Origin of the sequence: Phocaeicola acetigenes (genome assembly GCF_027529745.1) — a bacterium.
Taxonomy (GTDB): domain Bacteria; phylum Bacteroidota; class Bacteroidia; order Bacteroidales; family Bacteroidaceae; genus Phocaeicola; species Phocaeicola acetigenes.
The window spans coordinates 1-25,095 of record NZ_JAPZVM010000016.1; the positions used below are offsets into that span (position 1 = coordinate 1).

The following is a 25,095-nucleotide window of genomic DNA, read 5'->3' on the forward strand; positions in this document are numbered from 1 at the left end:
TTCCTGTTAGCCCTCACTTATTGTTCGTTGGCTGCGGAACCAGGCATCCGGCTCGTTCACACATCATCTTTTCGGATGATGCATTCTCTCACCTTATTGCTTACCCTCTATTCCCACCCACCGCCCTTTTAGGTATTTCTTTCTTTTTCCGATTGTCTTAGATTGGTCTTTTTGTCTGTCCGCTTCCTCATTCCAGGTCGAAATATCCCCATCTGAGAGCCTTTGTTTTTTGACGGCAAATTTATAAGGGTTAGTGGAAATGAAAGAGTTCCGGCTAAGAGCCTTTGCCCTGAAAAAAATAACGATGTTGTCTGCGACTTCCCCAACATTTTTTTCGTTCAAAACTTTTCTAATTCCACTTTTCCTGAAAAGACAATGCCGTAAAAAAAAGGCTCAAACTCAGATGGGGAATGATTCTCAATCTAAAAAAAAGTCAGCGGACAAAAGACCAAACCAAGACAAAGGTTTTAAAAAAAAGGTCTAAATCTAGCTGAAGAATAATTCAAGGTTTAACACTCTAAAGCATACGGATATGGCAGTAACATTCGGAAAATACCCAAGTTTAGACAAGCAGTGGAGAAAGATGATGTTTTCTTTTTATCCTTATTTGTCTACAAAGAATAGAAATGCAACCCAAGAAGAATGGAAAATCAGAAGACTTATTTGGGATTTCAAAGACGGCAAGGCATTTGCAAATGTAGCCCATTTGGTAGCCAACAAGCTCATTCAACTTTATGGTAAAGAAACCAATAATATTATCTTTGCTTGTGTTCCGGCTTCAAGTGCAGAGAAGAACGAAAAGAGATATAAGCATTTTTCATCGATGGTTTGCCAACTTTGCGGAATGTACAACGCTTATGACCATATTAAGGTTAAGGGAGAAAAATCAGCCGAGCATGATAATGTTAGTAAAAGTGAAATACACAACAAACAAGAGATAGAGTTCGACCAAGATTTTTTCAAAGGTAGAAAGGTTATAGTTTTTGATGATATTCTTACTAAAGGATTTGCATATGCTATTTTCGCCAATAAAATAGAAAAAATGGGAGCAGAAGTATTGGGAGGACTCTTTATCGGTAAAACAGTTTATAGTAACTAATATGACACCAAAAGAAGAATACATAATGAAGAAAACAGGTCTCTTTCAAAATGAGACCTTGTTTTTCTATACTTATATCGCTCACAATGGACAGATATACAAGACAACTGCTGCCAGTCTTGATGTTTGTCGGAAGTTGCGGGACAGATGGCAACGCCATCTGTCCACCTCTTTTACCGGACATCGCCACATAGCTAATTATGCAGAAGTAAAAAAGAAGGTGGAAAATGCGGTTAGATTCTGTTATAAGAATGGTCAGCGATTTTTTTATGTCGGTGGTGCTATCGGATTTGATACCATAGCAGCTGAAAGTGTACTTAGATTAAAAGAGGAATTTCCTGATATTGTTCTTATTGTTGTTGTGCCATTTCCGCAGCAGGATAAGCTGTTTAATAACTCATACAGAAACAGATACTTTAATATTCTTAATATGGCAGATGAAGTTATTACCATTTCAGATAGTTTTTCAAATTTCGCATATCTGAAACGTAATGATTATATGATTTCCCACTCCTCTCAGCTTATTGCCTATTGGGATGAAATATCTTTAGGTGGTACATCTTATACGGTAAGAAAGGCATACGAAAAGAAACTAACCATCTATAACCTTTATAAATAATGGTTATTGATGGTTAGTCTACTTTTTCACACAAAAAGTAGCAAAAAAAGTACCTTAGAGGTACTAATTTAATATCTTTGTACACATACAACTGTTTAATATTCTTGAACGTAATATTAAGTATGCGGGAAAAAGAATTGCTTAAAGTTGCACTACAAGGCGATTTCTATGTCGTTAAGATTTGCAAGACTGAGGAAGGTGTATATGTTCTTAAACAAATGTGCGCTTCTCAAACGCCAAGTTGGTGCATTATTGAGAAGTCATCTAAACTCTCAGATATTGAATTTTGTATATCCATTATGCGCCATTCATCCAAGTATATTCTTAATGCGAGTGAACGGATTAAGGTGTCTGATCTCATAAACCTTAGCGAAGCCGGTTTCCAAGTAATACGAATATCACTATCAGATAAACTTGTGGTAAAAAAATTCAACCCTTTAACAAAATCGTGGATTAAGCTATCTTCTTTTCCGAAAGTATGCCTGAGAGAAAATTTCCTGTCGGAGAAATTATGCAACAGAGATACTATCCTTATTGATTGACTATAATTAATGCTTAATTTGTCATGTAAAAAAAGACCGCCTTTAATCGGCGGCCTTTTCTATAGTTGCTGCTTTCAGGTCATCATTCCAATCTTTCTTTTGTGGAAACTCAGTATTCTGTACCTGGTAAGCTGTATTTTTTAATACCTCATTATCCATTTGCTCTACATCATGCTGCATACCTCTAAGGTTATTATCAAGCCATAGCGTGTACTTATAACCCTGCTTGTCATTATCGAATATAGTCCGTAGTGACTTCACTTCATTCTTACTGATAATGATACGAAGCAGCTGCATTTGTCCTTCGGTAAGTGTACCTTCTGTAGATACATAAACAAGATTCAAGCTTGTGTCTTTGTGACATAGTTGGTAGTGAGATATACAGTCTATGATAGATTCTCCTACGTATAAAATATCAATTGGTCTGCTTTTGTCATGGTTACTTGTTGCCAGACAATCAAACTTTCCACCGATGATTCCCTTGAATGTTTCATTTCTCTGGGAAATTGCTTGGACACCCTTGTCATTGTACATCTTTACACAGATGTTTCTGTATGTGGTGTTTTTGTTCTTAACTTCCCTAATTAGAAAGACATCTTTAAAAACCGGACTATCTATACTTTCTTCTGATATACCGCGTTTCTGTAGATAATTACCCTTATAAGGTAAAAGCTGTTTAAGGTACATTGTCAGTTCGTCTGTACTCATGCTCGTGTTACCAACATCGTATCTGCTGTTTTCCGGAGTAATTATCTGGTTCGTATTTATGTAGTTTTGTAAGATTTCACCGACTTCTCTTAATGTCGGTTGCTTCCCGGTTGTCTCAAACAGATGTTCCTGCATCATGTCGAGAATCGTTCTGCCTCTTACATTGTCGCTGTGCACATCCCAATAGGTATATTGGTTTTGTGCATTCCGCTTGATGACAATGGTATGTGTACCATTACTCATTTTAGGGCAGCTGTTAGAAGAACCGGCCACAAATTTCCAACCCAGATTTAAGAGAAAATCAGGGAGGGAAATTTCTGTTTTTAGTCTGTTAAAATCAACTTTCATTATTGAATATCAGTGTTTTATGTATTACAAAGATACTAAAAATTATCCAGTTTTACAACTTTATAGTTCTATAATAATCATACAAAATTACGACTTATTGCGAAATTGTTGTAAACCTGAGTTCGCCTATTTTACCAGTACCAGTTTCCGGATCTATGCTTTTGCTTTCATCAAAAACAGTTTTCCCATCTTTGGTTACCTTCATTCTTACACTTGCTTTTTCGTTTGAATGTACCATGCCCTGTGCGGCAATTTCCTTAACCTTTCCTTCTGTTACATAACTTGCACTTGTTGTAAATTCATCATCTATTGACAGTGAAGAATCTCCAGTTTTCTCGTTCCTTATATTAAACTTGTCAAGATTTGTTATATGTGCAAATCCTTTTGCATCAGTTCCACTAACCTCAATTGTTATTCTATACACTCCTGCATCACTGCTTCCTGTTGTCGGATCATCATCCTTACTGCATGATACTGTCAATAAACTCACTGCTGCTAATAATGTTGCAAAATACTTTTTCATGATAATTCAATTTATTAGTTAATTAAAATTTCTTTCTTGTTTCTGATTGTGTGTAGTATCAGGATTATTGCGTTTTTTGATTTTTTCTTCAACGCCTTTCAAGACCTCGTTTACATCATTTATTATCTTAATATAATTCTGTTGCACGATTTCTTCAAGAATGTCCAGTTCGAGTTTTTCGTTACCTTCATCAAGTCTTACCGGGAGAGAGAAAGGTGGTATTTCTTTTTCTTCAAAACGGCACATGTTCATTTGTGCATTGAAGAAAGGAGGCTGTCCGCCAGCTATCTTTCCGATAAAGTGTCCTGCTGACTGTCCGGCCACTTCACGGGCTTTCAGGACTTTCTCTTTCTGGAGGCTTTCTGTTCGGCTTCCTCCGCCACTTTCCTGATGAGAGTAACTTTCCTGGGCTTCCTTCTTCTCGCCGAACAGACTTTCTATATCTTTGGCTGTTTTCTCATTTCCGGTCATGCCGTAAGCCTGTGTTCCGCAGGAGGCTTTGAGAATATTGGCACTCTTTTCTCCATAGTCCCTGACTGCCTGATTGAAGTCCTGTACGGCCAGTATGGTGGAAACATTGTGTTTTCGTGCTGTACCTATAAATGTGTCTATACCTTGCAGAAGGATTGTAGGAAACTCGTCAACCATGAATACGCTTGTTGCTTTTCCCGGATTGTTCATTTGAGACATCAGCACACTGCCTATGCAGCTGATGGCCGGTGATACGGCTTCCTTGATTGTCGGGGCATTACCTACACATAGAAGTGTTGGATGTTCCTTGTTTGTTATATCCAGTGAGAACTCTTCTTCAGGCAGCGGAGACAGAACCCAAAATATATACTTGTTGTTCAGTAACACAAGTGGCGTTTGCGCTGAAGAAACAGCTCCGGCTGTCTGCTGCTGTGCGCCTAATTTCCATGCAGTCAACATGGAAGACATGTTAAGTGCAATTTCCGGATCTTCCGATAGCCATTCAAATACGAGATTACTATCTGATAAAGCAAAGGCTATCACATGCGGTAGGGTACAGATGCCAAGGTCTTTTTCCTTGAAGCATTTATAAGCTATCGAATATACATAATTTATTGCATTGTTCGCCCAAAAGTCAGTTTTTTCTTTCCAGCTTGCTTCCAGGTTTTTCATCAGTGTCATTATAATATTCCTGATGAATAAAGACTCATTACCTTTTGACATATATTTGGGTGACAATACATTAACCCTGACGGTTCTTGACATGTCTATAAAGTTTATGTAGGCAAAATTAGGTACCTCTCTGCCCTGCTTCCTGAAGTATTCGATACTTCCGTAAGCTATTCTTGAAAGTATTGGTGAGTTATCTTTTGTCGGATCACCCTCCCAGTCATAGATGAACCCGGCATAATTCCTTTCCGCACACTGATAAATCATTCCCTTTATCCAGCTTTCTGATTTACCAGAACCCGGACCTCCGTCAATATATATATTCTGCTGTGGCTTGTGGATGGTAAGTGGCCCATTTGCTGTCTCAAATCTGAAATAAAAGGGTGATTCCACATTACTCAGGCCGAATATACTTTCATCTGACTTGACATGTCTCCTGAAGAAGTAAGGCATTGTCTTGATGATTAACAATGTGTAGGCTACAAATATCACCGGGAAAACGAATAGATTATACCAGTTTGACAACTCACTGAAACCAACCACAAGTATAGTGGCCGTCATTAAGGTCAGACTTGTGTAAAACCATTTTTTACTTTCATCATCAGGTTTCTTATATGGAAAAAGAAAAGCTAATCCGGCGATGAGTATCACATACAGGAAACGGAACATGATTCCCTTTACCAGCAGTTTTTCCCACATGGCCTGATTCCTGACCGGAACATACAAACCGTTTACTATAGCCCACTGGAATAATACAGCTATACCTATCAGAGTAGATAGCAGTATAAGGATGAATGACAGGTCTTTCTTTTCTTTTTCCATAGTTCAATCTTTATGCGTTAGTCTCTTCTTTCTTCTCACTCTTGCCGAGCAGTTCTACACGGCTTACATTCATAGTGACAGACGGTATGCAGTTTCCGTCCTCTTTCTTGAATACGTCAATAAATATATCTCCAGTCACATATACCTGAGTACCCTTTTTGATATATTCCATGATTTTTGTGTCAAAGTTTACAAAGCAAGTTATCCAAAGAGTCTTGTCTTCTGTGTCTCCAACTCCTTTAAACTTTGATGAAACAGGGAAATAAAATCCTTTACCACTCTTGTTTGAACGTGCGTCTGCACCTACATAACCGATTAATTGTCCTGTAAACATAATTCTTCGATTTAGGGGTTAAATATTCATTGTTATTTCAGCAGGCTTGACCATTCCCTTGCTCATTTCTGCTGTTTTGTTAGTATCGAAATCTATTCCAAACACCTTGCTTACTGCCTCTTTCCCTTCATTGTTGCTTACATTGACATTTAGCCTGTCTATTATAAGCAACGAAGGGTTATAGCCGGCTTCTTTCAACTCTTTCAACTTATCTTCATCGCCCTGGCTTGCCGCCAGTAAGAATTTTTCATCATTGCTCAGTTTAGGTTCCATTCCGTAAACCTTCTCCTGTATCATGGCACTTGCCTTGGCCACATCGGAAAGAATGGTGTATATGAATTTCGGATCTTGACTCAATGCCGACAGCCAGCTCTTCAGATACATCGCATTCTCCTCCCTGATACAGGTTGATATACCCATGGTTTTACCGCATGAAGCAGAAGTTAGCTCTGCGATAAGTTCTTCCTTGGCGTATTTGGAATCTCCGAAAACCTCTCCTTTTTCTCTTTCCAGATGACCGACTTCACCGGTTGAATGTGCCATTTCATGCAGCAGTGTTGAATAAAAGGATTCCCCTGTATCAAACTGTCCCTTCAGCGGGACAATTATATGGCATCCTTCTCCACGCCTGTAATAAGCACTGTCGCTTTCTCTCGGATATATCGGACATATCCATTGCCTTTCTCTGATAAGTGCATCGAGCAACGGCATGGTGTACATGCCTTGTTCATCCTTCAGAGCCGGTGGAACAAACTGTGACTTCAGCTTTTCCCATTTCTCAGGTTGGACTTCCGGATAGTTGGTTTGAGAGACATTGAACACGTTATAGGTTTTCATATATGGTGTTACCTTATATTCCCTCTTTTCGTCCTCTGATAGATTCCGATAGTCTTCTATGCTTATCTTGTTCCCGTTCTTGTCCTTTACTGAAAAGTTCCAGTATATTACGGGGAACGATTTCTCTCCTTTTATAATTGAGGCTCCGGCTTCCTTAGCTTGCATGAATGTCATATACAATGGTGTGCTGTAACCCTTTTCTTCCGAAAGTAAGTACAGCATGAAGAGGTTTATCCCATTATATACTCTGCCTTCGATGTTCTGGGGTAAGCCCCCTCCACCTTCCGGAGAGAACCAGGGCTTTTTCCAGTCATGCTCAACCTCCTTGATTTTTTGAATCATGAGGTCTGCAAACTGTTTCAGTGCTTTGTCACCTGCTGAATCTTCTTTCATAACTGTTCGTATAAATGGTTATTCTCATATTCACATAGCCACTTGACGGCATTCTCATTATTGGGCCTCTCTCCTCTTGACTTCATGTCTTCAAGATATATTTCTGCCAAATCTTTTTGAGCGAGCAGAAACTCCAGGTCATCGATGATGCCTTCCTGTCTTTTCTGTACCAGTTCATTGTAGTCCATAATTGCATTTTTATAAGTCGTTGAACATCTTGTTTACAGTATTGGCAATAGGTCTGGCCATTTCTTTTGTATTGTCCGGCTTCGGACTGCTTGCCAACTTCACATCACCCAAAGTCTTGCCTTTGTTTTCAAGACCGAATATCTTCTGAACGGCGATGATGGTGTTTTCCTGTACGCCATTTTCTCGCATGGCTTTTATATCATTCTGTGTTATCTGATATCCGGTTTTTTGGATGTCCTGAATGACTCTGAAATTTCCTACCGAGGCTGCATCTAAAAGCTTGGCAGCCTGTTTTTGATGTTCGCTCAGTTCATCCGGCTTAACCTGAAAAATCTTCTGAACTTCCTTCATTTCATTATCACTCAGATTCAGCTGTTTTCCTACACCTCTGATGTAATCTTCACTTGGCTTATAACCGTCCTCCCTGAGTTTGTCAATCGTTTCAAAGTCCCTTTTACCGACCGCTTCCTTAAATTCGCTGTCCATGTCTCTCCCTTTATCTGCCGATACCTTATTTTCTATGACGGGGTTTACAGCTTCCAGTTTAGGTCTCATCTCCTTTATCAGTTCATGAGCCTTTCCTTCTGTAATACTCTGTATGTTTGAGAACTGAATGCCTTTTTTGTCATCTGTGAGAGATATGTCGGCAAGGATATATCCGTCCTTGCTGTGCATGAGCTTACTCTCTAACGTATGACCGTTGGCAAGCAGATATTTGTCTGCTTTGGTTAACTTATATCCGTCATATTCCTCGGTCTTGCCTATCACATTAGGTATCTTAATTTCTTTGCTTGATCTCACGATTACCGAATTCAAGTCCTTGTCAACCTGAAGCATAATTGTACCTCTTTTGGTATCTAAAGGAACAATATCACCGTGTAGAAGACGCTCTTTCTCCGTTTTGTTAAGCTTGTGTCCAAGCATCCTGTCCGGAATGGTTAGGGTTTCCTTGCGGTAAAAGACGGAAATGCCGTTCTCACTCATACGCAGCTTCCCTTTCTTCTCACCTATATCCATCAGGTCTGACATTATACCCTTTTCCAGTTTTGTTCCTTTACCGTCCAGCAGGTTGCCGGTGTTGTGTGCATATTCGTATAGCTCCTGGCCTGTATAGCATACTTTACGGTTATGGTCTATGATGGTGAAACCGTCTTTGTTCTCGCCCTTTATGTCATTCCACCGAATCACACTGATTCCTTTTTTTCTAAGTTCTTCGATGTATGAAGGCTCATTTGCCTTGTTCTTGTCAAAGAACGAACAAACCTTTTCTTTTGACTCCTCGGCTCGCTGTTCATTCCGGTTTTCTTTAGCTTTAGATCTGATTTCATCCAAAGATAATTGGATACTGTCATCCCCCTTGTGGAAAAGATAGCTTCCGTCATGATATTCTGTTTTATAGCCAAGAGTTTCCGACAAGGCTCTGAACTGCCCTATGTTATTATAGGAATAGTTCTCATAAGCTTCTTTCAGTTTCATATCATTTTTCGAATAAAGGTTCTGCCCTGATAATATACTTGTTCTCAACAGCCAGTTTCATGTGGCGGCCACCACCCTTTTCATACAGTTCTATCTCAAAGATTTTGTTGTCCGGAATTGTAAACTTGTTAAATCCCAGAACAAGCCTGTTGGCGCTTTTGCCCTTTATCTTTGTTTCAAAATCCTTTGTATAAATGGGATCTATGGTTGTTTCCTGCTGTATGGCATTCTTGCTCTTCTTGATGTCTCTTTGAAAGCATTTGACAAATTCAATGTCATAGTCTATATATGACTTGTTTTTCAAATCAAAGATGAAAAACATAAAGTCTTCATGTACATACAGGTTGGACATTGACAGCTCAAACTTGTTTTTTACCTCGCCAACACTGTAAATGTTCCTTTTCTTTGTTCTCAGCTCCTGAAGGCATTTGTCCATCACCTCACTGTTCACATCGATGTGGGCAGTATATTCACGCTTGTCATCATAGTTGTAGGTGAAGACCGAAGTCTCGTTTCTGCGGATGACAATGCTGTATGTATTCATGTTTTTGTCGATGACAAAAAGATTCGAATTTTCAACGGCATCCTTAGCTGTTGAAACCTTCAGCTGATTGTTGTAGCTCTGTAAAGCAAAGGACATTTCGTTACCTTGTGTGCCGTATATAATGTCTGAGGGGAAGAAAAACTCGGCCATGTGCATGTCACTGACATCCGCCTGATAATCGTTGTGTTCCCATTTACCGTTATCTTCATAGATGTTAGGGGAAGGATCGACAAGACCGTTTGCTATATATTTCACATGGTAAGTATAGACACTGCCGTCGATACAAACGACGGTTACATTTGTCTCTTTCTCAAAGTCTTCACTCTGTGCGCACAGTCTGACAACGTGGGGTGCTTCTTCAACTCTTTCTGCCGAAATAAGCTCTTTCTCTCCTACTTCAATATCGGACACTTGCACCGGGAACACCAGATGCTTCACAAAGTCAAATGATACGTAAATGTTCTTGGCTTTGATACTCTCCTGTTCGGGACTCTGTGCCTTTAAGCCGAATGCGGCCACACATAGAACAATTAAAATATAGATTCTTTTCATAACTTTCAATTATAAAATGCGGTGAATACTGTTATCGCCCATAACAAGACAATACAGGCGAAAAATGAAACCAAAAGCGGTTTGATTTCTGTAAATTTCTTACCCTGCTTTCTTGATATATAGATTCTGTACCCGAAAAACAGGGTTGCTATAACAATTAGATAATTCAAGATATTCAAAATCATAGCTTGTCAATTAATGTTTCCAAAGGATGTGGCTGATTATTTTTGTTCTCTTCAAGCTCAGCATATAGTCTCTGCAATTCTTCCTGAACAGCTTTCCGTTTCAGCTTTGATTCTTTTGTCTCTTCCTGTATATACATCTGATAATTGCTCTTCAGATGTACCTTGACTTGCGAAAGTTTCATATTCAATATCTGTTTTGCTATCTGAGTCGTAGCATTTACAGCACTGGTTATCTCACTTGTCATTGTTCCGATAGAGGCAAGAGGCATATCTATATTCTGGACAAGTCCCTGCTGCATACGTTTGGCTGCCTGAGCCTTCATGTTGTTCGGTAGGTTCAGCCCTTCCATAGCGTCATTGTCGAAGATGACAAAGGAAACAGGACTGATCGTATTTCCTACCTTCAGGTTGTTTACCACTACCTCCAGCCGGTTTGCTCCTAATGTCGCCACACCGTAAAAGAGTGTGTTAGCCGGTATTTTCATGCCACAGACAACGGCATCTTCCAGCATACGCATTCTTACTGTACTGCCGGTAACGACTGTCTGGTCTCCATGTATGCAGGCCTTGAATAAGGTGTTGCTGCTTGGCATACTTGCCTGTTGTCTCCTTGTCCTTTTGCCATTCTCGGCTATGTATATAGGCTGGTTGCTTACAAGGCTGTCCATTGCACTGCCTGGTTTGGGCTTAGTGGGATTTTCGGCTTTTTTCTTTTCCTGGTCATAACCTATAATCCTTTTATATATCTTTTGTCTATAGACATTGTTCTGCTCCAGTTCCTTTCGGATTTCAGCATTTTTCCTTGCTTCCCTTATAATCTCCTTCAACTCTTCTTCATCCTCAATGCTCGCAAGCTGCTTTTCCAGCTGTTCCGAGAGGTGGCTGTCGCTGCTGCCATATTCACCCATTACATCAGAGTATGGATCTCTTCTCATTTTCCGTATTTTCTCCAGTGTTGCCTGGTCATATTTTTCATTTCTGTTCTGAAGGTCGAAGTAGAAATCCGAACCTCTTACCTGTGATTCATCCATGATTCTTTGTTTCTCCTTCTCTTCTCTTTCATCCTGTTTATAGGCTTCAATCTTATTGAGAGCTTTGTCCTTTGCTTCCGAATCCGGCTCCAGCAATACACTTTGCCTTTCTTTTTCATTTTCCGCAACTTCCTTTGATGATGTGTCGTGAACAAAAAACACGTAGAGAAATAGACCACCTAATACGATGGGTATAATCATCAGAAGCTTGTTTTTGTCTTTTAAAAAATTATTAGTTTTCATGTTCGTCAGATTTTTCTGGTTGGGTATTATTATATTCTTCCTGGTTGTCTTCAATTGGTGCCGAATAATGCACGATCCAGTCCTCTATCTTGGCTCCGTGTGCATTTTCCTCACTTCTTGATACATCGTAGATGGAGAACTCTGCTTCTACCTTTCTTGAAATCTTTCCTCTGGCCCTATATCCCGTCTGTGTGAAAAGTATTTTCCCTGTTACAGGGATAGTTCCCATATCAATGACTATTTCGTCAATTGATACTCCGTATCTGATGTTCTTCTGTACCAGTGAATTGAGCATATTCACATCATTGTATTCGTTCAACAGCTCTTTCCCCTTGTTCCCAATGAGATTCAGGGCACTTGTGATATTTTTCTCATAGGTATTTTCGTCAAAGGCATACCATTTTCCGACAAAGGTCTTGACATGATTGATGTATTCGAACCTTCTCATATTTGATGCCGGCATACCACTTGCCTCATATACTTCCCCATTCTTGTCTATGACCAATGCCTGGCTGTAAGCTTTTTCCAGCTTCATCGTCTGATAGATGATGCATGTAATAAAAGCTATCGTAAGAACGGCACAGTAGCCTATCGAAAGTCTTATAGTCATCTTTACGGCATTGTCTACACCTTTAAATTTCATCAAGTCCATATCTGCTATTTTTTATCATCGATTATACTTTCTCCAATTGATGCCGCAGCTCCTACATTTGTTGCTTTGGCTGCTGCTCCAGCCCCACCAAGCAGGGCTATGGTAGCTGCTGTCGTTGCTATCGACATAACCTTTGAGATAACCTTGCCGGCATCACTGTGTCCGACAATCTTTGACGACAGCCAGAAACAGCTACAATATGCGCCGATTAGAGCCAGATCCATGCCCAGATATTGCAACTGTTGTGTTGCCATATCAACCATGTCGGCCGGTGATTCGCATAATGCTTTTAATGTCTGCCACATAATCTGATTGAGTATGTTTATCACAGTGAACACCATACAGGATGAACAGAGAGTACCGAACCAGATGGATAGCTGTTTCTGAAATACCGGAAGCATACTGAACGCGAAGACAAACGGGCCGAGTATAACCAGTATCTTTACAATAACTACACCTAAACCCAGGATGATGATTTGTATGATACCTACAACCAAGGCTGCCGCAGCGTGTAATACAAGTGCTACAAGGTTTGCCGGATTAAGGATATTGACAAGTTTCTCTATACTGGCTCTTAATCCTGTTGTCTCATCCTCTTCCGCTTTTTTATCAAGCTCATGCTGCATGGCTCCTGTTGTGTCCTCTCCGGCTGCTACTTCCGCTTCAAGTGAATTGGTCTCATATTCTGCTATCATTTCACCCTGCTCGTTGCTTGCCTTGGCCATAAATTGGGCAAATTCATTGGCTCTTTCTGAAGATAGCGATGTAGCTTCGTTTATGACTTCCATTGTTCCTACAATGGTCTGTGCGATTGGTTTATACATTGTCAGACAGAAAAACAGTACCAGACAGCGGCCGATTTCCATCATGTCCGGAAACTTGTCTTCATTTGATGTCAACAACTGACTGGCTCCGTGATACAGATAATTATAAGCCAGATTGCATATAAAACAGATGACTGCAACTCCAAATGCTATAACTGTCATCTTTGAAACTAATTCCATAGTGAGGCCGTCTGTTATTTGGAGTCCCCACAAAAAATTGTCCTGGTTCATAGGCTTAGTTGGTATATCTTGTATAGGCTGAAAGGCGACCTTGATAATAGGTCTTCCGGTTGTGTCCTTTCATCGATTTATAAATGACTGTACTTCTGACTGTTTCGTTAAACTCTCTCATTTCATCTGCTGCCTTTTCAACAGACTCCTTTACCTGTTCGATAAAGGAGATTCTTCCTTCTGAGTTCATCGAGAAATAACTTGTTACCGTTGCTACCTTCATCAGAAGGTCGGTGCTGACGCTGAGATTGACTGTTACTCTTTGAAAATTAAGAAACTTCAAACAGTGGTAGTTGGAACCTACATTCATATAAAAGCTGTAGTCCTGACTCAGACAGGCAACGTCATCCAACAGATCAGCAAGCTCTTTCAGAGATTTCAGTTCCTTCATTCTGTCTATGTTCTGTAAACCCTCCCTTAATTTCTGGGCTGCTTCCATCTCCTTTATCTGCTCTATCCATTTCTTTACGTTGGTGTACCACTCTGTTGAATTAAGGAAGGTATGTCCCGGATCATGCACAACCCACTGTGCTTCTGCCTTCCCTGCACCTATAAACAGCATGGCTGTCGTGATTATGATTATTCCAAATAATTTCTTCATAAGCTTAAATGATAAATGTGATAGTAAATATTACGCATACTACCCAAGCTATCAGGTATGTACGTGCATTTTGCTTTTTTGTGGCCAAAGCCCAAACCACAAAGATGAGGGCTATGCCTAATAATGCTGCTGCTATACTGGGTGCTACACTGTTCATGCTCGTGTTCATGTCAGTGCTGTAGTTTAACAACTCCGTTAATCCTGCTGTTGCATCATCCATATTGCTTTCTCCTTTCTTCCAGATATAAGTTTATGGCCGTATAGGTCGAGCCTGTTTCTTTGAATAATTGCTTAATCCTGACTACGGTTGATTGTTTTGAGTCAAATGCTACCGCTGCAAAATCTGAGACCTCATTTCTGAATATGAATGCATCATTGGACATCTTGATGAAGAACTCCCTCCAGCGGTCTGTCCTTTGCAATGACTCTATCATATAGATTTCTTCGTCATTGATGGACAAGACAGACTGGATTTCCGGCAGGTTCTGGCGGTGCTCCGAGTGATCCAGGATTATCTTTGTAGCACAGTTGATGATAATTGAATCCTTTATTCCTGAAGGCATGTTCTTCAGGAAAAGGATATTCTGTGCTGCCAGAGTGATGCTTCCCTCTTTCTTTCTGAATGTACGGTACAGATAGGCTATGAAGTCTCCGAACTTTTCATCCTGAAGGAAATCCAGGGCTTCATCGATAATCAGTTCCTTCATCATTCCCTGTCGTTTCTTAATCTTATCGACAATCATCTGAAGGGTAATGATGGCCACAAGCGGAAAGTATTCCTTCTTTGACGCATCTTCCATGTCAAATGCGATGAGCTTGTCATGGACAATATCCACGTTTTCCTTTGCGTTGAGCAGGAAACTGAGTTCACCGTCTGTATATGGTTCCAGCAAAAGAATAAGCTCTTCAATCTCGAATTTCTGCTTTTCAAAATCACTCATTCTTTTTTTGAATACTTCCTGAAGATATTTTCTATATGCTTTCATATCAGGAAAGATTCTTTCATTATTCTGACCTACTGATGAATTGTTTACATAGTCATAAAAGCCGATGATGGATTTTCTAAGAATCGCCGTCTCAGCCGGCATCATCTGTTCCCTGGCCTTCCAGATATAGCTTATTATGGCTACGATAGTCTTTATCTGGTCATCCGCTGATTCTGCGTCCGTTGTGTCGATATAGAGATACTTACCGTTCTTGTCACGGTCACACAGAAATGGATTGAAGGCAAATTTCTTCTGTTCTGTAGAATCAAAATATTTTCCTCCATTCAATGCTATCATAGAACGGTATGAACCACCGATGTCGATGATCATGATGTCTCTACCCAGCTCATAGCTTTGCAGAATGTAATTGTTAAGCCAGAAAGATTTTCCTGAACCTGATGGCCCGATAACTATTCTGTTCTTGTTATTCAATGTCGGATAATCCCAAAGATTTATTTTTACCGGTGTTCCGAAACGGTCATTGTATATGTGTCCTTTCGTATCTGAAACATACATACCTTCTTTTTGCAGATAGCAGATTGCCTGTTTGGTTGTATTGATGAAACCTCTGTAATTTGCCCTGGCGTTACCAGGTATATTTGTAAAGAAAAGGTTACACAATTCCGCATTTTCAACATAACAGCTGCTTTGGTTCATGAAGGAGAATCCTTGCTGTACAAGGGCTATCTTACGCATCAGTGAAGTTTTGTCCGTATCATTGAGAATGACATTGAACGAAGTGTAAGCAGTCTGATAGTCAAATTTCGTAATCTCCTCACAGAACAATCTTTGCTCCTTCTGCTTTTCTGCTGCAGGGGGATAAAAGTTGGTGATGTAGTTCAAGGCATCCTTCTCCGCTCCTATTGCTGTTACTGTCGCATCAGGATCTGTTATCTCGATGACCACATTGACGATATGATTAAAAGGCAATCCGAGACCTACGGGGTATAACATCGAGCACTTGCTCTTGATACTGTCCGGTATTTCAATGTTTCCACCGTATGAACGTGCTTTACCGGTGTGAGGAACGGAGAGTTCATGCAGATGCTCCCCCTCGATTGTCAGTGATAACATCGATACATACTGCTGGCCGATTTTCATTTCACCGTTCTGTGTGATGGCCATCGGATTCACAACCTTTTCCGTTGCATCTTCTACAGGTGTATCATAAGATAGATTGATGTAATCATAAACAGCATTGTTCAACTCTTTGCTGTTCATCTTCCTGATTTCGAATTGCTGGATAGATGCCAGACCATTCTCAAAATTAAGAAGCGATGCTTCCATCTCTGTCATTCGTCTCTCATAATCCCTATATGGCTGCTTAAACGGGTAATGTAATCTTCTTAACAGTGATGTGTTGGTCGCACTTTTTCTTATTTTGCCGTTCTTTTTCCCATTGGTAAATGTAAGATACAGATTAGTATAACTGTTCAGAATCTCCTTGCCGTCAAAATGCCGGTTGTTCTCTGCTATCAGAGCGTTGTTTGAATATTCCTGATTGTTATACTCTCCGGTATAATAAAAAATCTGCTGATGGATGACAGTTCCGGCCGGAAGCATCTTCAAGAGAGCTTCAAGTCTCTCATGGATATATTCAGCTTCTTTTTCCGAAAGTGTGAACACTTCAGGAAGAAGCATTCTGTACCCTACTGTGATGTCACCGTTCCCATTGATGATTGCATCCTGGGTGATGGTCTGTATAGGCAATATGTCTGCCAGATCTGTGGCCTTGTCTGTTACTTGCACTTCTTCATTGCGCATATACAATATTGCAATGAGAAGAGCCAACAAACAAATGACAACGGCTGTTAGGATGATAAGTATGACCATTGGCTGTTCAGTTTAGAATGAAATTGAAAATCTTTTTTTTATCTACTATTTTTCTTGGTGTTGCGCTCCGTACACTCAAACCTGTGAGAAAATCCGGATTTCCAGCCTTATGTTCCTTTTTCAAGGTATTGAACAGTAGCCCTGACAGAAATACTATTCCGCTGAGTAGAAGCGTTATGACCAGCGGATGCAGCTGCTTGAATATGCAGACGATAATCGTGATGGCTACTATAAGCATGAATATTCCGAATTGCCCGGATGACAAGCCGAAAAACTTGATAGGCTTGTTTATTTTCCTCATGGTTCTCATGGCTCAGATAATCAGGAAGGCAACCATAATCACTACAACTGCAATGATCCATCCTAACAGGTATTCTTTGGCATGTGGATTATTTGTTGCAAGAGAATAAATCACGAACACCAGTGCGATACCCAAAACGGCTGCGAGAATGTATTTTGCGACATCAAGGATTGTGTCAGCACCTTCCTTGGCTGTGTCCGTTACTTCCGAAAGACTGCTTATCTTAAGGCCGCTCTGTGCTTCTAATTCAATCGGAGCTGCCACCATGAACAGAAACATAAGACCTACTGCCCACCTGCTTACACTGTTGTTTACGTTCTCAAATCTCTTTCTTAATTGCTTTAGTACTTCCATAATTTTTCAATTTTAAAGTTTATACTTGTATTGTTTTAATTAAATTCCATTGTACATCTTCAAACCTTACGAACTTTTCTATTTCAGTGTCTTCCGTTTTTTCTTTTGTTTCTTCCGGCTTTTTCCCACTGTAATAGTAAGTTCTCCCATCTAAGAACATGTCCGCTATTTCCTTGGCAAGGTCATCTTCCTCGGTGTTCTCAACTTGAAAGATTACCCTGATGACCGGCGCTTTTTCCTGTATATTTCCCCTTTTGTCTTTCTCTACTCCAGGTACTTGTTTCTTTTCATTATTTCGCCCATCTTTCGGGACTTTTCTTTTAGTCAGAAAATGATAGATACCAAGAGAGATGACAATAAGTATAATAACATCTGCTATGCTCATATCAACGACCATATTAATAGCCAGACAACCAACGCTACTACATAGGTAATAATAGCTTCCTTTGTTTTTTCATGATTGGTTATCAGCTTTTTAAGTACAGATAATCCTGCACAAATAAAGCCAATACCAACCAGCATTGCACCTACTTCACGGTACAACGATATCAGGCCGGATACATCTGTACTGGCTTGCAATAAGACAATAAGTAACATGATTTTTATTTATAAAGGAGAATCTTCAATCCCGCATTCCATACGGTGTTCCAGTTCTTTACAGACAACGGACTCCACATTTCTTTTATTCCGACGGTGAATGCGAGCTTTGGTAATATGAAAAGTTCTATTTCAGTCCCTATTTCCGGACCAACGATAAATTGATACTCTTTTGATGGATGTCTGGTGTATTCTGTGCCCAGAAAACATCCTATACCTATATTCCAGTAGATTGATTTAAGGTTACTGGCTATTGTTCGGTTATAACTGCCGTTTACAAACCAGTTCCGGGCTGTTTCTTCCCTTTGTTGGTTCTGCATTACCGGCATTATACCTAAAGGCTGGGTTGCTTCAGTATTGACTGAATAATCGAAACTCTTTTCAAAATAATTCAATCCGGCTTTCCAGTAGGATGTTCTGTCAATGTATTTTGAGAATGATATATTTGCCATGTTATCAGCTTTCCCGAATATATTGGTACCATAACTACCTTCTAAAGCTGAAATCCTCTTGTAGTGTCTCTGTGCTTTAATCACACTGCCTCCAGTAAACAGGAGGAGAATCAGTATTACGATTTTCATGTTGCTGTACATAGTGCTTTCTATTTTTAAAGTTAATATTATCCAGTTTATTATTTTTATGTTTTATCATATCCTAATTTAGTAATTGTATCAAATCCTGCTCATTATGTCAGGAAATTCAATTGATTCTGTCCAAACATATAGATAATATGCAAAACCGCAAATAAAAAGACATTTTAATTTCCGCAATATGCTGTTTTATTAATCTAGTTTCATTTTTTGTTATGATGTAAAACATATAATGGCAAGCACAAAAAAAAGACAGGATACTAGTTGTGTAAAAGTATCCTGTCCTTTTGTAAGCTATCTGAAGATCTTTTTTCTGGCTTTACTGAGAGCCTGTGGTGTTATTCCGATGTACCTTGCTATTTCCTTTAACGGAACATGTTTAAAAAGCCATTTTTCTTTATTTAATACCTTTTCATACCTTTGGTCGGCAGTCATGCAGTGTATTCCTTCTTCTCTTTCTATTCTGTGCATAAGAGATTTTTCAAGGTGGAAAATAGCCAGCTTACAGAAATTGAAAGATTCTCCGAACATCTCATAAGCCTTGTGCTTTTTCATTCGCCATACCTTACAGTTTGTATTGGCTTTGATACTGTAACAGGCTTTGTGTTCCGGATTATGCAGGAAAAAAGGATTTATGAATGCCCTGTCATCCATAAATCGTGCATTAACAAAGCCACCCTTTGCGTCAGGAAAGCAGATGTTCAGGATTCCTTCTTCCAAATAGTAGAAATGCTCAACCAATTCATCTTTAGTAATCAGATAATGTCCTTTTTTTAAATGAAATGGTTCGAAATTCTCTTCAAAATAGATTTTTTCTTCTTGCGTAAAACGGATGTGTTCTTGAAGCCCCATCTTCTCGATGGTTTCTTCAATGAGTTTAGTTATTTGTCTAGGTGCCATAAATATATATAATGGCACGGTTCCGCCGTGCCAAACGAGGGAGTGGTGTCGCCCTTATAAAGCACTGCTTCCCCGCGCCGTATTATTCGGTACGGGTTCGCAGCTGCTTTATAGTTTAACTTCTGACACCACTCTTCCGTTTGGCAGCTGTACGTATGTAAAAAACGGATTCCCATATTACATGGAAATCCGTTGCAAAGTTATTAAAAAATATTCATTTATTGCCTAAAATGGCCTAATATCTGCCATATTTACAATACAATTTTCTTTTGGTGGCATCTTCAAAACGTGGATATAAGTATTTCTATATATCTCGTTTTTTATTTCCATATCAGCATCACTGTATGCCCACTCAGTAAATTCCTCATTAAAGCTTCCGCTGCCGAATATGAAACAATCTCTATATTTATATGTCTCATATACCTGTACGCCTTTCTTTCTTAAGAAGGCATCTTTGAGCCCTTCATAATATTTTGCGGTAATTATTGCTTTTGCTTTTTCATCAAAATATTTGAGGGTTTCTTCTGAAAATCTGAATTTTACGCTATAGGCCCACTTTTCATTTTCCTTTTTCACAAATTCGTATTCGAATTTTGTTTGTGTCAGATTCTTGTTTATTGCATTTAATGTTGCAATTACTTTTTTCTTGCGATCATGGTTGTTTGCTATGTTTATATCGAAGTGCTTGGCCAATTCATCTACTGTCAATGTAAACTCTGGTTCCTGACCTTGTTGTATCTTATGTTTTATAAGTAAAATCATTTTAGACAAATTCAGATAGAATTTCCGGTATGCTCGTTTATTGGGCAGGCACCTATAGTCTTTAAGGTCTATCAGATTATATCCGGTGAACATCATATTCTTCAAATCTTTGCTAAGATTTACCTTATACAATCGCTTTGTCCTTTTCTTTGTCCCAAAATTGTCCTTGATGTCGAAGCTTTCTAAAATAGGAATAAATTTGAATTTAGTTACTCCATTTACAGTATAGCCAACACTGAGTGTATTCTTACCTAAACTGAATAAGGCAGACTCAAAAAATGTCTCTATAGGATGTTCTATCTGCTCACCCTCATATTCAGTTTTATAAACAGGCGTTAACTGACCAAATGTTTTTGTTTTCTGTTCTTCGGTCAACTTGCGCTGGAGTTTTGTCCTGTCATACCCCATAACCGTGCAAAAGTCTTCAATTGAAAACCACATGTCACCGAACAGATCCTTCATTTGCGTGTTAGCGGCAAAAATTATGATATCATGCATGATTGTTCCTCCTGATTCAATTAATAAATCAAGATTAGCACCATTATTGGGTTCGCTTAGTGTTCGTGGTACCCTGCTGAGTTCTTTGTATTGTTCTGTTTCAACCATAATTTTACCGTTTGTTTGCAAATATAGCGATTTTCTATTCATTTAGTGTATTATTTATACACTAAATAGCTAATAATGAAATAAATCATTCGTCCAGATGTGTAAAAGTGTCCCAGTTGCTCTTTTCTATTCGTACAATAAAAATTATGCCACAAAAGGGACAGTTACAAAAATTAACATAAAGTTTTTGCCTGGCTTTTATACAAAGTATTTCCATTAGTTGTGTAAAACCGTCCTAAAACGATGGTTTTATGCCTTCCCAGATGTGTAAAAGTGTCCTGATTGCTTCTTCCAGATGTGTAAAAGTATCCCGATTGCTTCTTCCAGATGTGTAAAAGTGTCCTGATTGCTTCTTCCAGATGTGTAAAAGTGTCCCAGTTGCTTTCCCCAGATGTGTAAAAGTATCCCGACTTCGAAGCCAGATGTGTAAAAGTGTCCCATTCTTAATTTTGCGTTTATTCCCCGAAAGCCTTTCCACAAGCGGCATCTACGGTTTTTCTGTTTTTGCCAGATGTGTAAAAGTGTCCCACATATTCATAATACCCTAAAAACCTAAATAAAGAAATGCTTCGACTTGTGTAAACATACTTTCGGAAAAATATTATCGGGTTAAATGCTGAATTATTTACATATATTAACTATTCTGCTTTGGCGATATAAAAATTAGGGGCACTTTCCCGCAGTTGTGTAAAAGTGTCCCACTTACCCCAGATTTCACTAATAGTTGTGCAAAAGCGTCCGGGTTATATAATCATCAGTTTATGCTACCTCATATGTTCATCTATGACATGTGCGGTTATGTTTAAGTTTAAGTTAAAAAAAAACGGGTAAAACAGGATTCTTATACTCCTGCTTTACCCATTACCTGGCTTTTGATTCTGTAACAGATTCAAAATACTATAAACTCATATATTTCTTTACTGCTGCTTGAATTTCTTTATTGTATTTTTCAAATGCTATTTCCAGAATATTAGTTGCCAATACGTGCATACTTACATCAGATACATTGGCAAGTCTCTTCAGTTTAGCATGTGTTTCTTTTGATATGCGGATCATCTCCACTTCTTTTATTTTCCTTTCCTGGAATAATAAACTGTACTCTTCCTTTCGATTGCAAGACTTGTTCTTTTCCTTATCCTCTTGTTCGTCCTTGTTCTTTTTTTCCGAAAGTACGTTTTCTTCAGGTTTGATAACTTCTTTTACTTCCTGTGGTTGCTCTTCGCCATTCTGTTTTGTCTGCTCTGCTTCCACAGTTATTGTAGGAGCCACGTTTTCTGTTTCCTTTATTTCCTTTTCCATCTTGGATGCATTAGCCAAGAGCTTGCTCATGCCGATTGAAGTTGTTTTATTTCCCATGTTACTCCTCCTCTATATGTTTGCTGATTAATTCTATAACTTCCTCACAAAACTGGTCACACGGATGATGGTAATTACTGCTCAACGTTGACAAGTTCCTCTGATAATCTACTCTTGAATCTTTTATAAAGCTTTCCATGAGCTGGAAAGGAAGGTTTTCCTTTTTACTGACTAACTCTTTGAACTCAATGACATTCGTCATTACCCTATTCATTACACCTCTTACAGTTGTCTTTAAGCCATTTTCTTTTCTTGCCTTTATTATATTTTTATACACATTATCGTAGAAATATAGTGTTGCGCTTAAATCCGTATTGTTTGGTTCAAAAGGCATGATTACGATGTCTATGAAATGCAAAGCCTCTACTACTCCGTTTTGCTTAAGATTACCCGGGAAATCTACTAATATGACATCAAAACTTTCCTTCAGCATATCAAGCTGATTGATAAACTCTGAAGAAGATATATTCATCACTTCATATTCTTCCTTTAGGTTATTGCTTTCATCACTTTCTGACTGACGTAGCCTTCCCATTGTATTCTGCATGTCGTCTATATCTACAACCCCAATATTAATGCCATCCTCGCCCATTGAGTGTACGTAACCGGCAAATAACGCAGTAAGGGTTGACTTTCCTACCCCACCTTTGGGGTTCTCAAAAGCTAAAGTAATACCAGGTAATTTTTTTCCCATATGCTATTTAATTATGTTCTTTTGCAAATATATACTTTATAAATTACTTATGCAAGAAATCACATTATTTATTACTTGAAAAAGTAAGATATTTATTCCTAACGTAAGATATTAATAAATAACATATTTACTATATTATGATATTAACAACGTAAGAAAATATGTTATAAATTAAGTAAGTAATAAAGTAATAATGTAACAATGTTATAATATTACATTGTTACTAATGTTATAAAGTGATGATGTAACTAATAAACGTATGTAATATTGTATATATGTAACATATGTTATTCTGTTATATATTTACGTTTGTTACATAATTACTTATTACGTCCTTGTTTTTTTTAATCCAGGTTAATTAAATCAATAAAATATCCAGGCTTTATTGCTTATCATAATTATCTTGATTACTTTAGTACACGCAAGGTATGTTTTTGTACGTACAAAAACACCTTGCATCAACCGAGTTGATGTATATAACTCACTTTGTTCATTATAATAATATAATTTCATGAATGAGAAAAGAACAGCTCGTTTAGAGTTAAGACTAACTTTTGAGGAGAAGGAAAAGTTGAGTAAAATGGCTCAAGAAAGAGGTAAAACTATTGCTCAAATTATAAGAGAATTAGTTATTAATGATAAATTAGTTACTAAAACTGATGTTCAAACCGTTATAGAATTAAAGAGAATAGGGAACAATATCAATCAGATAGCGAAACAAATTAATCTGATTCCTCATGAAGATAATATTAAACTTTATCTTCAAGAACTACACGATATTTTAAATATGCTATCAGTAATAACAAAAAAACTTGTTTGATATGATTGCTAAAATTGAACCAGCTTTTTCATCCATGTCAACATTAAGCAGAAAAATTGATTATCAGTTGGAGAAGATTTCTTCTGGTGAAGCAAAAGAATTATTCAACTCTACGGGTGATTCTTTATCTTCTTTTTCTGATTATATGTTTCTTTTCTCTTCGCTTAATGACAGGGTGAAATTACCTTATTCTGAAATCACCTTGAATCTTTCTCCAGGTGAAAGATTGTCTGAGGCTAATTGGATTAATCTCTCTAAGGAATATATGGAGAAGATGGGTTATGGGAACTGTTGTTACTCCATTATTTTAAATAAAGACAAGGAACACTCTCATGTCCATATATTACACAGTCGCATAGATTCAGAAGGTAAATCCGTATCAAATTCTTTGGATTACAAACGCTCTGAAAAGTTAGCACGGGAACTTGAAAAGAAATATAATCTTGTCAGCCTTAAAGCAAACGAAAGAACTAAAGAACGATTATCCTCAATATCCGGACAGCGCTACTATTTTGATAATGCTTTAAAGAAAGCACTCAGAAATTATGCTGTTAAAGAAAGGGTGATGAGTATTTTATCTTCTTCAGGTGCAGCTGAACTGCTTGGCGACAGATTACAAAAATCAAAGCTGAGCAATGAAGAATGGATGTCAGTTCTTGGCAATCATGAATATGATTCAATTCTTTCTATCCTTAAAAAAGGTGGCTTCCTGAAATCTTTATATAAGGATGATCTTTTATCCAGACTTGATAAAGCTTTTGCTTCAAGTACCACCTTTCAGGAGTTCAGGGCCAATTTGCAGAAGGAAGGAGTGTATATGCGTCTGACAAGTAAGAAAGACAAGTCCTATTATGTTTATGGTCTGTCCGAAGATTCATTTTATATTAAGGATACATCCTTGCCTCAGAAATTCAGATATGGATATATGAACTTTGATGCAAAGTCAATGTCATACGATGAACAGAAACATTACTTGTTCAATAAACTGAATCTGATATTGGATAAATCAGATTCTTATGATGAATTTAAGCGTTTATTGAAAGAATCTGGTATAGGTATAAAGGAACATGTGAATAGTAAAGGCATATATGGACTTACTTATTCCGTCATGGATACAGATATTCCATTTGAATTTAAGGCTTCCGATATATCTCGCAAATTTACCTATGCTAATATTCTGAGTCATTTCTCCAATGAACCGTTGTTGCATGACAACACGATTCACAGAGTAGGGGAGTGGCGAGAGTCTTTAGAACGCGATAATGAGTATATGTCACATTCTGCTCTTCCTTTTATACCGGATATTGATATTACCGGCGGTAGCAGGAAAAATAGAGAAGATGATCTTCCGCCTTTGAAACGGAAAAAGAAACATAAAAATAATGATTTGTCACTTTAAAAAT

Annotated in this window: 26 protein-coding genes; 4 read left to right on the plus strand and 22 right to left on the minus strand. The window is 38.4% G+C overall.

The window, feature by feature from the left end; all coding sequences use genetic code 11:
- The first annotated feature begins 532 nt into the window (after positions 1-532).
- Both O6P32_RS12975 and O6P32_RS12980 read left to right on the plus strand, forming a co-directional pair.
- Positions 533-1,099 carry a phosphoribosyltransferase gene (locus tag O6P32_RS12975; RefSeq protein ID WP_269878942.1) on the plus strand — a complete coding sequence of 189 codons (567 nt, stop codon included), beginning with the start codon at positions 533-535 and terminating at the stop codon, positions 1,097-1,099.
- 1 nt (position 1,100) lies between these two features.
- Complete coding sequence (locus O6P32_RS12980) at positions 1,101-1,718, plus strand: SLOG family protein (RefSeq protein ID WP_087208977.1); 618 nt, start codon at positions 1,101-1,103, stop codon at positions 1,716-1,718.
- Positions 1,719-2,302: 584 nt separating this feature from the next.
- On the opposite strand, the gene O6P32_RS12985 is transcribed toward O6P32_RS12980, so the two are convergent.
- From O6P32_RS12985 to O6P32_RS13090, 22 genes are all read right to left on the minus strand, one after another.
- Positions 2,303-3,316, minus strand: a complete 1,014-nt coding sequence (locus O6P32_RS12985; RefSeq protein ID WP_195391542.1) for a toprim domain-containing protein — start codon at positions 3,314-3,316, stop codon at positions 2,303-2,305.
- A gap of 94 nt (positions 3,317-3,410) precedes the next feature.
- Complete coding sequence (locus tag O6P32_RS12990) at positions 3,411-3,839, minus strand: beta-barrel fold lipoprotein (RefSeq protein ID WP_269878945.1); 429 nt, start codon at positions 3,837-3,839, stop codon at positions 3,411-3,413.
- An 18-nt stretch (positions 3,840-3,857) separates the two neighbouring features.
- Complete coding sequence (locus O6P32_RS12995) at positions 3,858-5,801, minus strand: type IV secretory system conjugative DNA transfer family protein (RefSeq protein WP_269878946.1); 1,944 nt, start codon at positions 5,799-5,801, stop codon at positions 3,858-3,860.
- A gap of 10 nt (positions 5,802-5,811) precedes the next feature.
- Positions 5,812-6,135: a single-stranded DNA-binding protein gene (locus O6P32_RS13000; RefSeq protein ID WP_087208994.1), complete on the minus strand. Its 324-nt coding sequence runs from the start codon at positions 6,133-6,135 to the stop codon at positions 5,812-5,814.
- Positions 6,136-6,153: 18 nt separating this feature from the next.
- Complete coding sequence (locus tag O6P32_RS13005; protein WP_269878948.1) at positions 6,154-7,365, minus strand: ArdC family protein; 1,212 nt, start codon at positions 7,363-7,365, stop codon at positions 6,154-6,156.
- Positions 7,362-7,553 carry a hypothetical protein gene (locus tag O6P32_RS13010; protein WP_087209000.1) on the minus strand — a complete coding sequence of 64 codons (192 nt, stop codon included), beginning with the start codon at positions 7,551-7,553 and terminating at the stop codon, positions 7,362-7,364. The genes O6P32_RS13005 and O6P32_RS13010 overlap by 4 nt, the downstream gene beginning before the upstream one ends.
- 10 nt (positions 7,554-7,563) lie before the next feature.
- Positions 7,564-9,030 (minus strand): DUF3945 domain-containing protein, encoded by a 1,467-nt coding sequence (locus O6P32_RS13015; protein ID WP_149917513.1) that lies wholly within the window; start codon positions 9,028-9,030, stop codon positions 7,564-7,566.
- 1 nt (position 9,031) lies between these two features.
- Entirely contained in the window at positions 9,032-10,126 is a 1,095-nt protein-coding gene (locus O6P32_RS13020) for a DUF4138 domain-containing protein (protein ID WP_118038418.1), read from the minus strand.
- A gap of 181 nt (positions 10,127-10,307) precedes the next feature.
- A complete protein-coding gene (traM, locus tag O6P32_RS13025) occupies positions 10,308-11,585 on the minus strand; it encodes a conjugative transposon protein TraM (RefSeq protein ID WP_117893493.1) in 1,278 nt (425 codons plus the stop codon).
- The gene (locus O6P32_RS13030) at positions 11,575-12,237 is read right to left on the minus strand and encodes a hypothetical protein (protein ID WP_117893496.1); all 663 of its coding nucleotides are present in this window, start codon (positions 12,235-12,237) and stop codon (positions 11,575-11,577) included. The genes traM and O6P32_RS13030 overlap by 11 nt, the downstream gene beginning before the upstream one ends.
- Positions 12,238-12,242: 5 nt before the next feature.
- Positions 12,243-13,292, minus strand: a complete 1,050-nt coding sequence (locus O6P32_RS13035) for a hypothetical protein (RefSeq protein ID WP_087209016.1) — start codon at positions 13,290-13,292, stop codon at positions 12,243-12,245.
- 4 nt (positions 13,293-13,296) lie between these two features.
- Positions 13,297-13,893 (minus strand): hypothetical protein, encoded by a 597-nt coding sequence (locus tag O6P32_RS13040; protein WP_118038416.1) that lies wholly within the window; start codon positions 13,891-13,893, stop codon positions 13,297-13,299.
- Between the two features lie 4 nt (positions 13,894-13,897).
- Positions 13,898-14,050: a hypothetical protein gene (locus tag O6P32_RS13045; RefSeq protein ID WP_229037572.1), complete on the minus strand. Its 153-nt coding sequence runs from the start codon at positions 14,048-14,050 to the stop codon at positions 13,898-13,900.
- Between the two features lie 55 nt (positions 14,051-14,105).
- A complete protein-coding gene (locus O6P32_RS13050) occupies positions 14,106-16,712 on the minus strand; it encodes a TraG family conjugative transposon ATPase (protein ID WP_269878955.1) in 2,607 nt (868 codons plus the stop codon).
- Positions 16,713-17,025: 313 nt separating this feature from the next.
- Positions 17,026-17,367, minus strand: coding sequence for a hypothetical protein (locus tag O6P32_RS13055; protein ID WP_117893505.1), 342 nt, complete (start codon positions 17,365-17,367; stop codon positions 17,026-17,028).
- 19 nt (positions 17,368-17,386) lie between these two features.
- Positions 17,387-17,752 carry a hypothetical protein gene (locus tag O6P32_RS13060; protein ID WP_269878957.1) on the minus strand — a complete coding sequence of 122 codons (366 nt, stop codon included), beginning with the start codon at positions 17,750-17,752 and terminating at the stop codon, positions 17,387-17,389.
- Positions 17,749-17,964, minus strand: a complete 216-nt coding sequence (locus tag O6P32_RS13065; protein ID WP_118038415.1) for a hypothetical protein — start codon at positions 17,962-17,964, stop codon at positions 17,749-17,751. Before O6P32_RS13065 ends, O6P32_RS13060 begins: the two co-directional genes overlap by 4 nt.
- A gap of 5 nt (positions 17,965-17,969) precedes the next feature.
- Positions 17,970-18,545, minus strand: a complete 576-nt coding sequence (locus O6P32_RS13070; RefSeq protein WP_147337266.1) for a hypothetical protein — start codon at positions 18,543-18,545, stop codon at positions 17,970-17,972.
- A gap of 303 nt (positions 18,546-18,848) precedes the next feature.
- Positions 18,849-19,454 carry a Crp/Fnr family transcriptional regulator gene (locus O6P32_RS13075; protein ID WP_204479976.1) on the minus strand — a complete coding sequence of 202 codons (606 nt, stop codon included), beginning with the start codon at positions 19,452-19,454 and terminating at the stop codon, positions 18,849-18,851.
- Positions 19,455-19,679: 225 nt separating this feature from the next.
- Positions 19,680-20,864, minus strand: coding sequence for a hypothetical protein (locus O6P32_RS13080; RefSeq protein ID WP_269878960.1), 1,185 nt, complete (start codon positions 20,862-20,864; stop codon positions 19,680-19,682).
- A gap of 855 nt (positions 20,865-21,719) precedes the next feature.
- Positions 21,720-22,178, minus strand: a complete 459-nt coding sequence (locus O6P32_RS13085) for a DUF3408 domain-containing protein (protein WP_117893523.1) — start codon at positions 22,176-22,178, stop codon at positions 21,720-21,722.
- 1 nt (position 22,179) lies between these two features.
- The gene (locus tag O6P32_RS13090; protein WP_087209053.1) at positions 22,180-22,872 is read right to left on the minus strand and encodes a ParA family protein; all 693 of its coding nucleotides are present in this window, start codon (positions 22,870-22,872) and stop codon (positions 22,180-22,182) included.
- Positions 22,873-23,383: 511 nt separating this feature from the next.
- Here O6P32_RS13090 and O6P32_RS13095 point away from each other — a divergent pair.
- Positions 23,384-23,692, plus strand: coding sequence for a plasmid mobilization protein (locus O6P32_RS13095; protein WP_269878963.1), 309 nt, complete (start codon positions 23,384-23,386; stop codon positions 23,690-23,692).
- A 1-nt stretch (position 23,693) separates the two neighbouring features.
- Positions 23,694-25,091, plus strand: a complete 1,398-nt coding sequence (locus tag O6P32_RS13100; protein WP_269878965.1) for a relaxase/mobilization nuclease domain-containing protein — start codon at positions 23,694-23,696, stop codon at positions 25,089-25,091.
- Positions 25,092-25,095: the final 4 nt, after the last annotated feature.

Excerpts from the sequence above, each read along its gene's own strand:
- O6P32_RS12975 (WP_269878942.1), top strand. The coding sequence starts at position 533 with ATGGCAGTAACATTCGGAAAATACCCAAGTTTAGACAAGCAGTGGAGA.
- O6P32_RS12980 (WP_087208977.1), top strand. The coding sequence starts at position 1,101 with ATGACACCAAAAGAAGAATACATAATGAAGAAAACAGGTCTCTTTCAA.
- O6P32_RS12985 (WP_195391542.1), bottom strand. The coding sequence starts at position 3,316 with ATGAAAGTTGATTTTAACAGACTAAAAACAGAAATTTCCCTCCCTGAT.
- O6P32_RS12990 (WP_269878945.1), bottom strand. The coding sequence starts at position 3,839 with ATGAAAAAGTATTTTGCAACATTATTAGCAGCAGTGAGTTTATTGACA.
- O6P32_RS12995 (WP_269878946.1), bottom strand. The coding sequence starts at position 5,801 with ATGGAAAAAGAAAAGAAAGACCTGTCATTCATCCTTATACTGCTATCT.
- O6P32_RS13000 (WP_087208994.1), bottom strand. The coding sequence starts at position 6,135 with ATGTTTACAGGACAATTAATCGGTTATGTAGGTGCAGACGCACGTTCA.
- O6P32_RS13005 (WP_269878948.1), bottom strand. The coding sequence starts at position 7,365 with ATGAAAGAAGATTCAGCAGGTGACAAAGCACTGAAACAGTTTGCAGAC.
- O6P32_RS13010 (WP_087209000.1), bottom strand. The coding sequence starts at position 7,553 with ATGGACTACAATGAACTGGTACAGAAAAGACAGGAAGGCATCATCGAT.
- O6P32_RS13015 (WP_149917513.1), bottom strand. The coding sequence starts at position 9,030 with ATGAAACTGAAAGAAGCTTATGAGAACTATTCCTATAATAACATAGGG.
- O6P32_RS13020 (WP_118038418.1), bottom strand. The coding sequence starts at position 10,126 with ATGAAAAGAATCTATATTTTAATTGTTCTATGTGTGGCCGCATTCGGC.
- traM (WP_117893493.1), bottom strand. The coding sequence starts at position 11,585 with ATGAAAACTAATAATTTTTTAAAAGACAAAAACAAGCTTCTGATGATT.
- O6P32_RS13030 (WP_117893496.1), bottom strand. The coding sequence starts at position 12,237 with ATGGACTTGATGAAATTTAAAGGTGTAGACAATGCCGTAAAGATGACT.
- O6P32_RS13035 (WP_087209016.1), bottom strand. The coding sequence starts at position 13,292 with ATGAACCAGGACAATTTTTTGTGGGGACTCCAAATAACAGACGGCCTC.
- O6P32_RS13040 (WP_118038416.1), bottom strand. The coding sequence starts at position 13,893 with ATGAAGAAATTATTTGGAATAATCATAATCACGACAGCCATGCTGTTT.
- O6P32_RS13045 (WP_229037572.1), bottom strand. The coding sequence starts at position 14,050 with ATGAACAGTGTAGCACCCAGTATAGCAGCAGCATTATTAGGCATAGCC.
- O6P32_RS13050 (WP_269878955.1), bottom strand. The coding sequence starts at position 16,712 with ATGGTCATACTTATCATCCTAACAGCCGTTGTCATTTGTTTGTTGGCT.
- O6P32_RS13055 (WP_117893505.1), bottom strand. The coding sequence starts at position 17,367 with ATGGAAGTACTAAAGCAATTAAGAAAGAGATTTGAGAACGTAAACAAC.
- O6P32_RS13060 (WP_269878957.1), bottom strand. The coding sequence starts at position 17,752 with ATGAGCATAGCAGATGTTATTATACTTATTGTCATCTCTCTTGGTATC.
- O6P32_RS13065 (WP_118038415.1), bottom strand. The coding sequence starts at position 17,964 with ATGTTACTTATTGTCTTATTGCAAGCCAGTACAGATGTATCCGGCCTG.
- O6P32_RS13070 (WP_147337266.1), bottom strand. The coding sequence starts at position 18,545 with ATGAAAATCGTAATACTGATTCTCCTCCTGTTTACTGGAGGCAGTGTG.
- O6P32_RS13075 (WP_204479976.1), bottom strand. The coding sequence starts at position 19,454 with ATGGCACCTAGACAAATAACTAAACTCATTGAAGAAACCATCGAGAAG.
- O6P32_RS13080 (WP_269878960.1), bottom strand. The coding sequence starts at position 20,864 with ATGAATAGAAAATCGCTATATTTGCAAACAAACGGTAAAATTATGGTT.
- O6P32_RS13085 (WP_117893523.1), bottom strand. The coding sequence starts at position 22,178 with ATGGGAAATAAAACAACTTCAATCGGCATGAGCAAGCTCTTGGCTAAT.
- O6P32_RS13090 (WP_087209053.1), bottom strand. The coding sequence starts at position 22,872 with ATGGGAAAAAAATTACCTGGTATTACTTTAGCTTTTGAGAACCCCAAA.
- O6P32_RS13095 (WP_269878963.1), top strand. The coding sequence starts at position 23,384 with ATGAATGAGAAAAGAACAGCTCGTTTAGAGTTAAGACTAACTTTTGAG.
- O6P32_RS13100 (WP_269878965.1), top strand. The coding sequence starts at position 23,694 with ATGATTGCTAAAATTGAACCAGCTTTTTCATCCATGTCAACATTAAGC.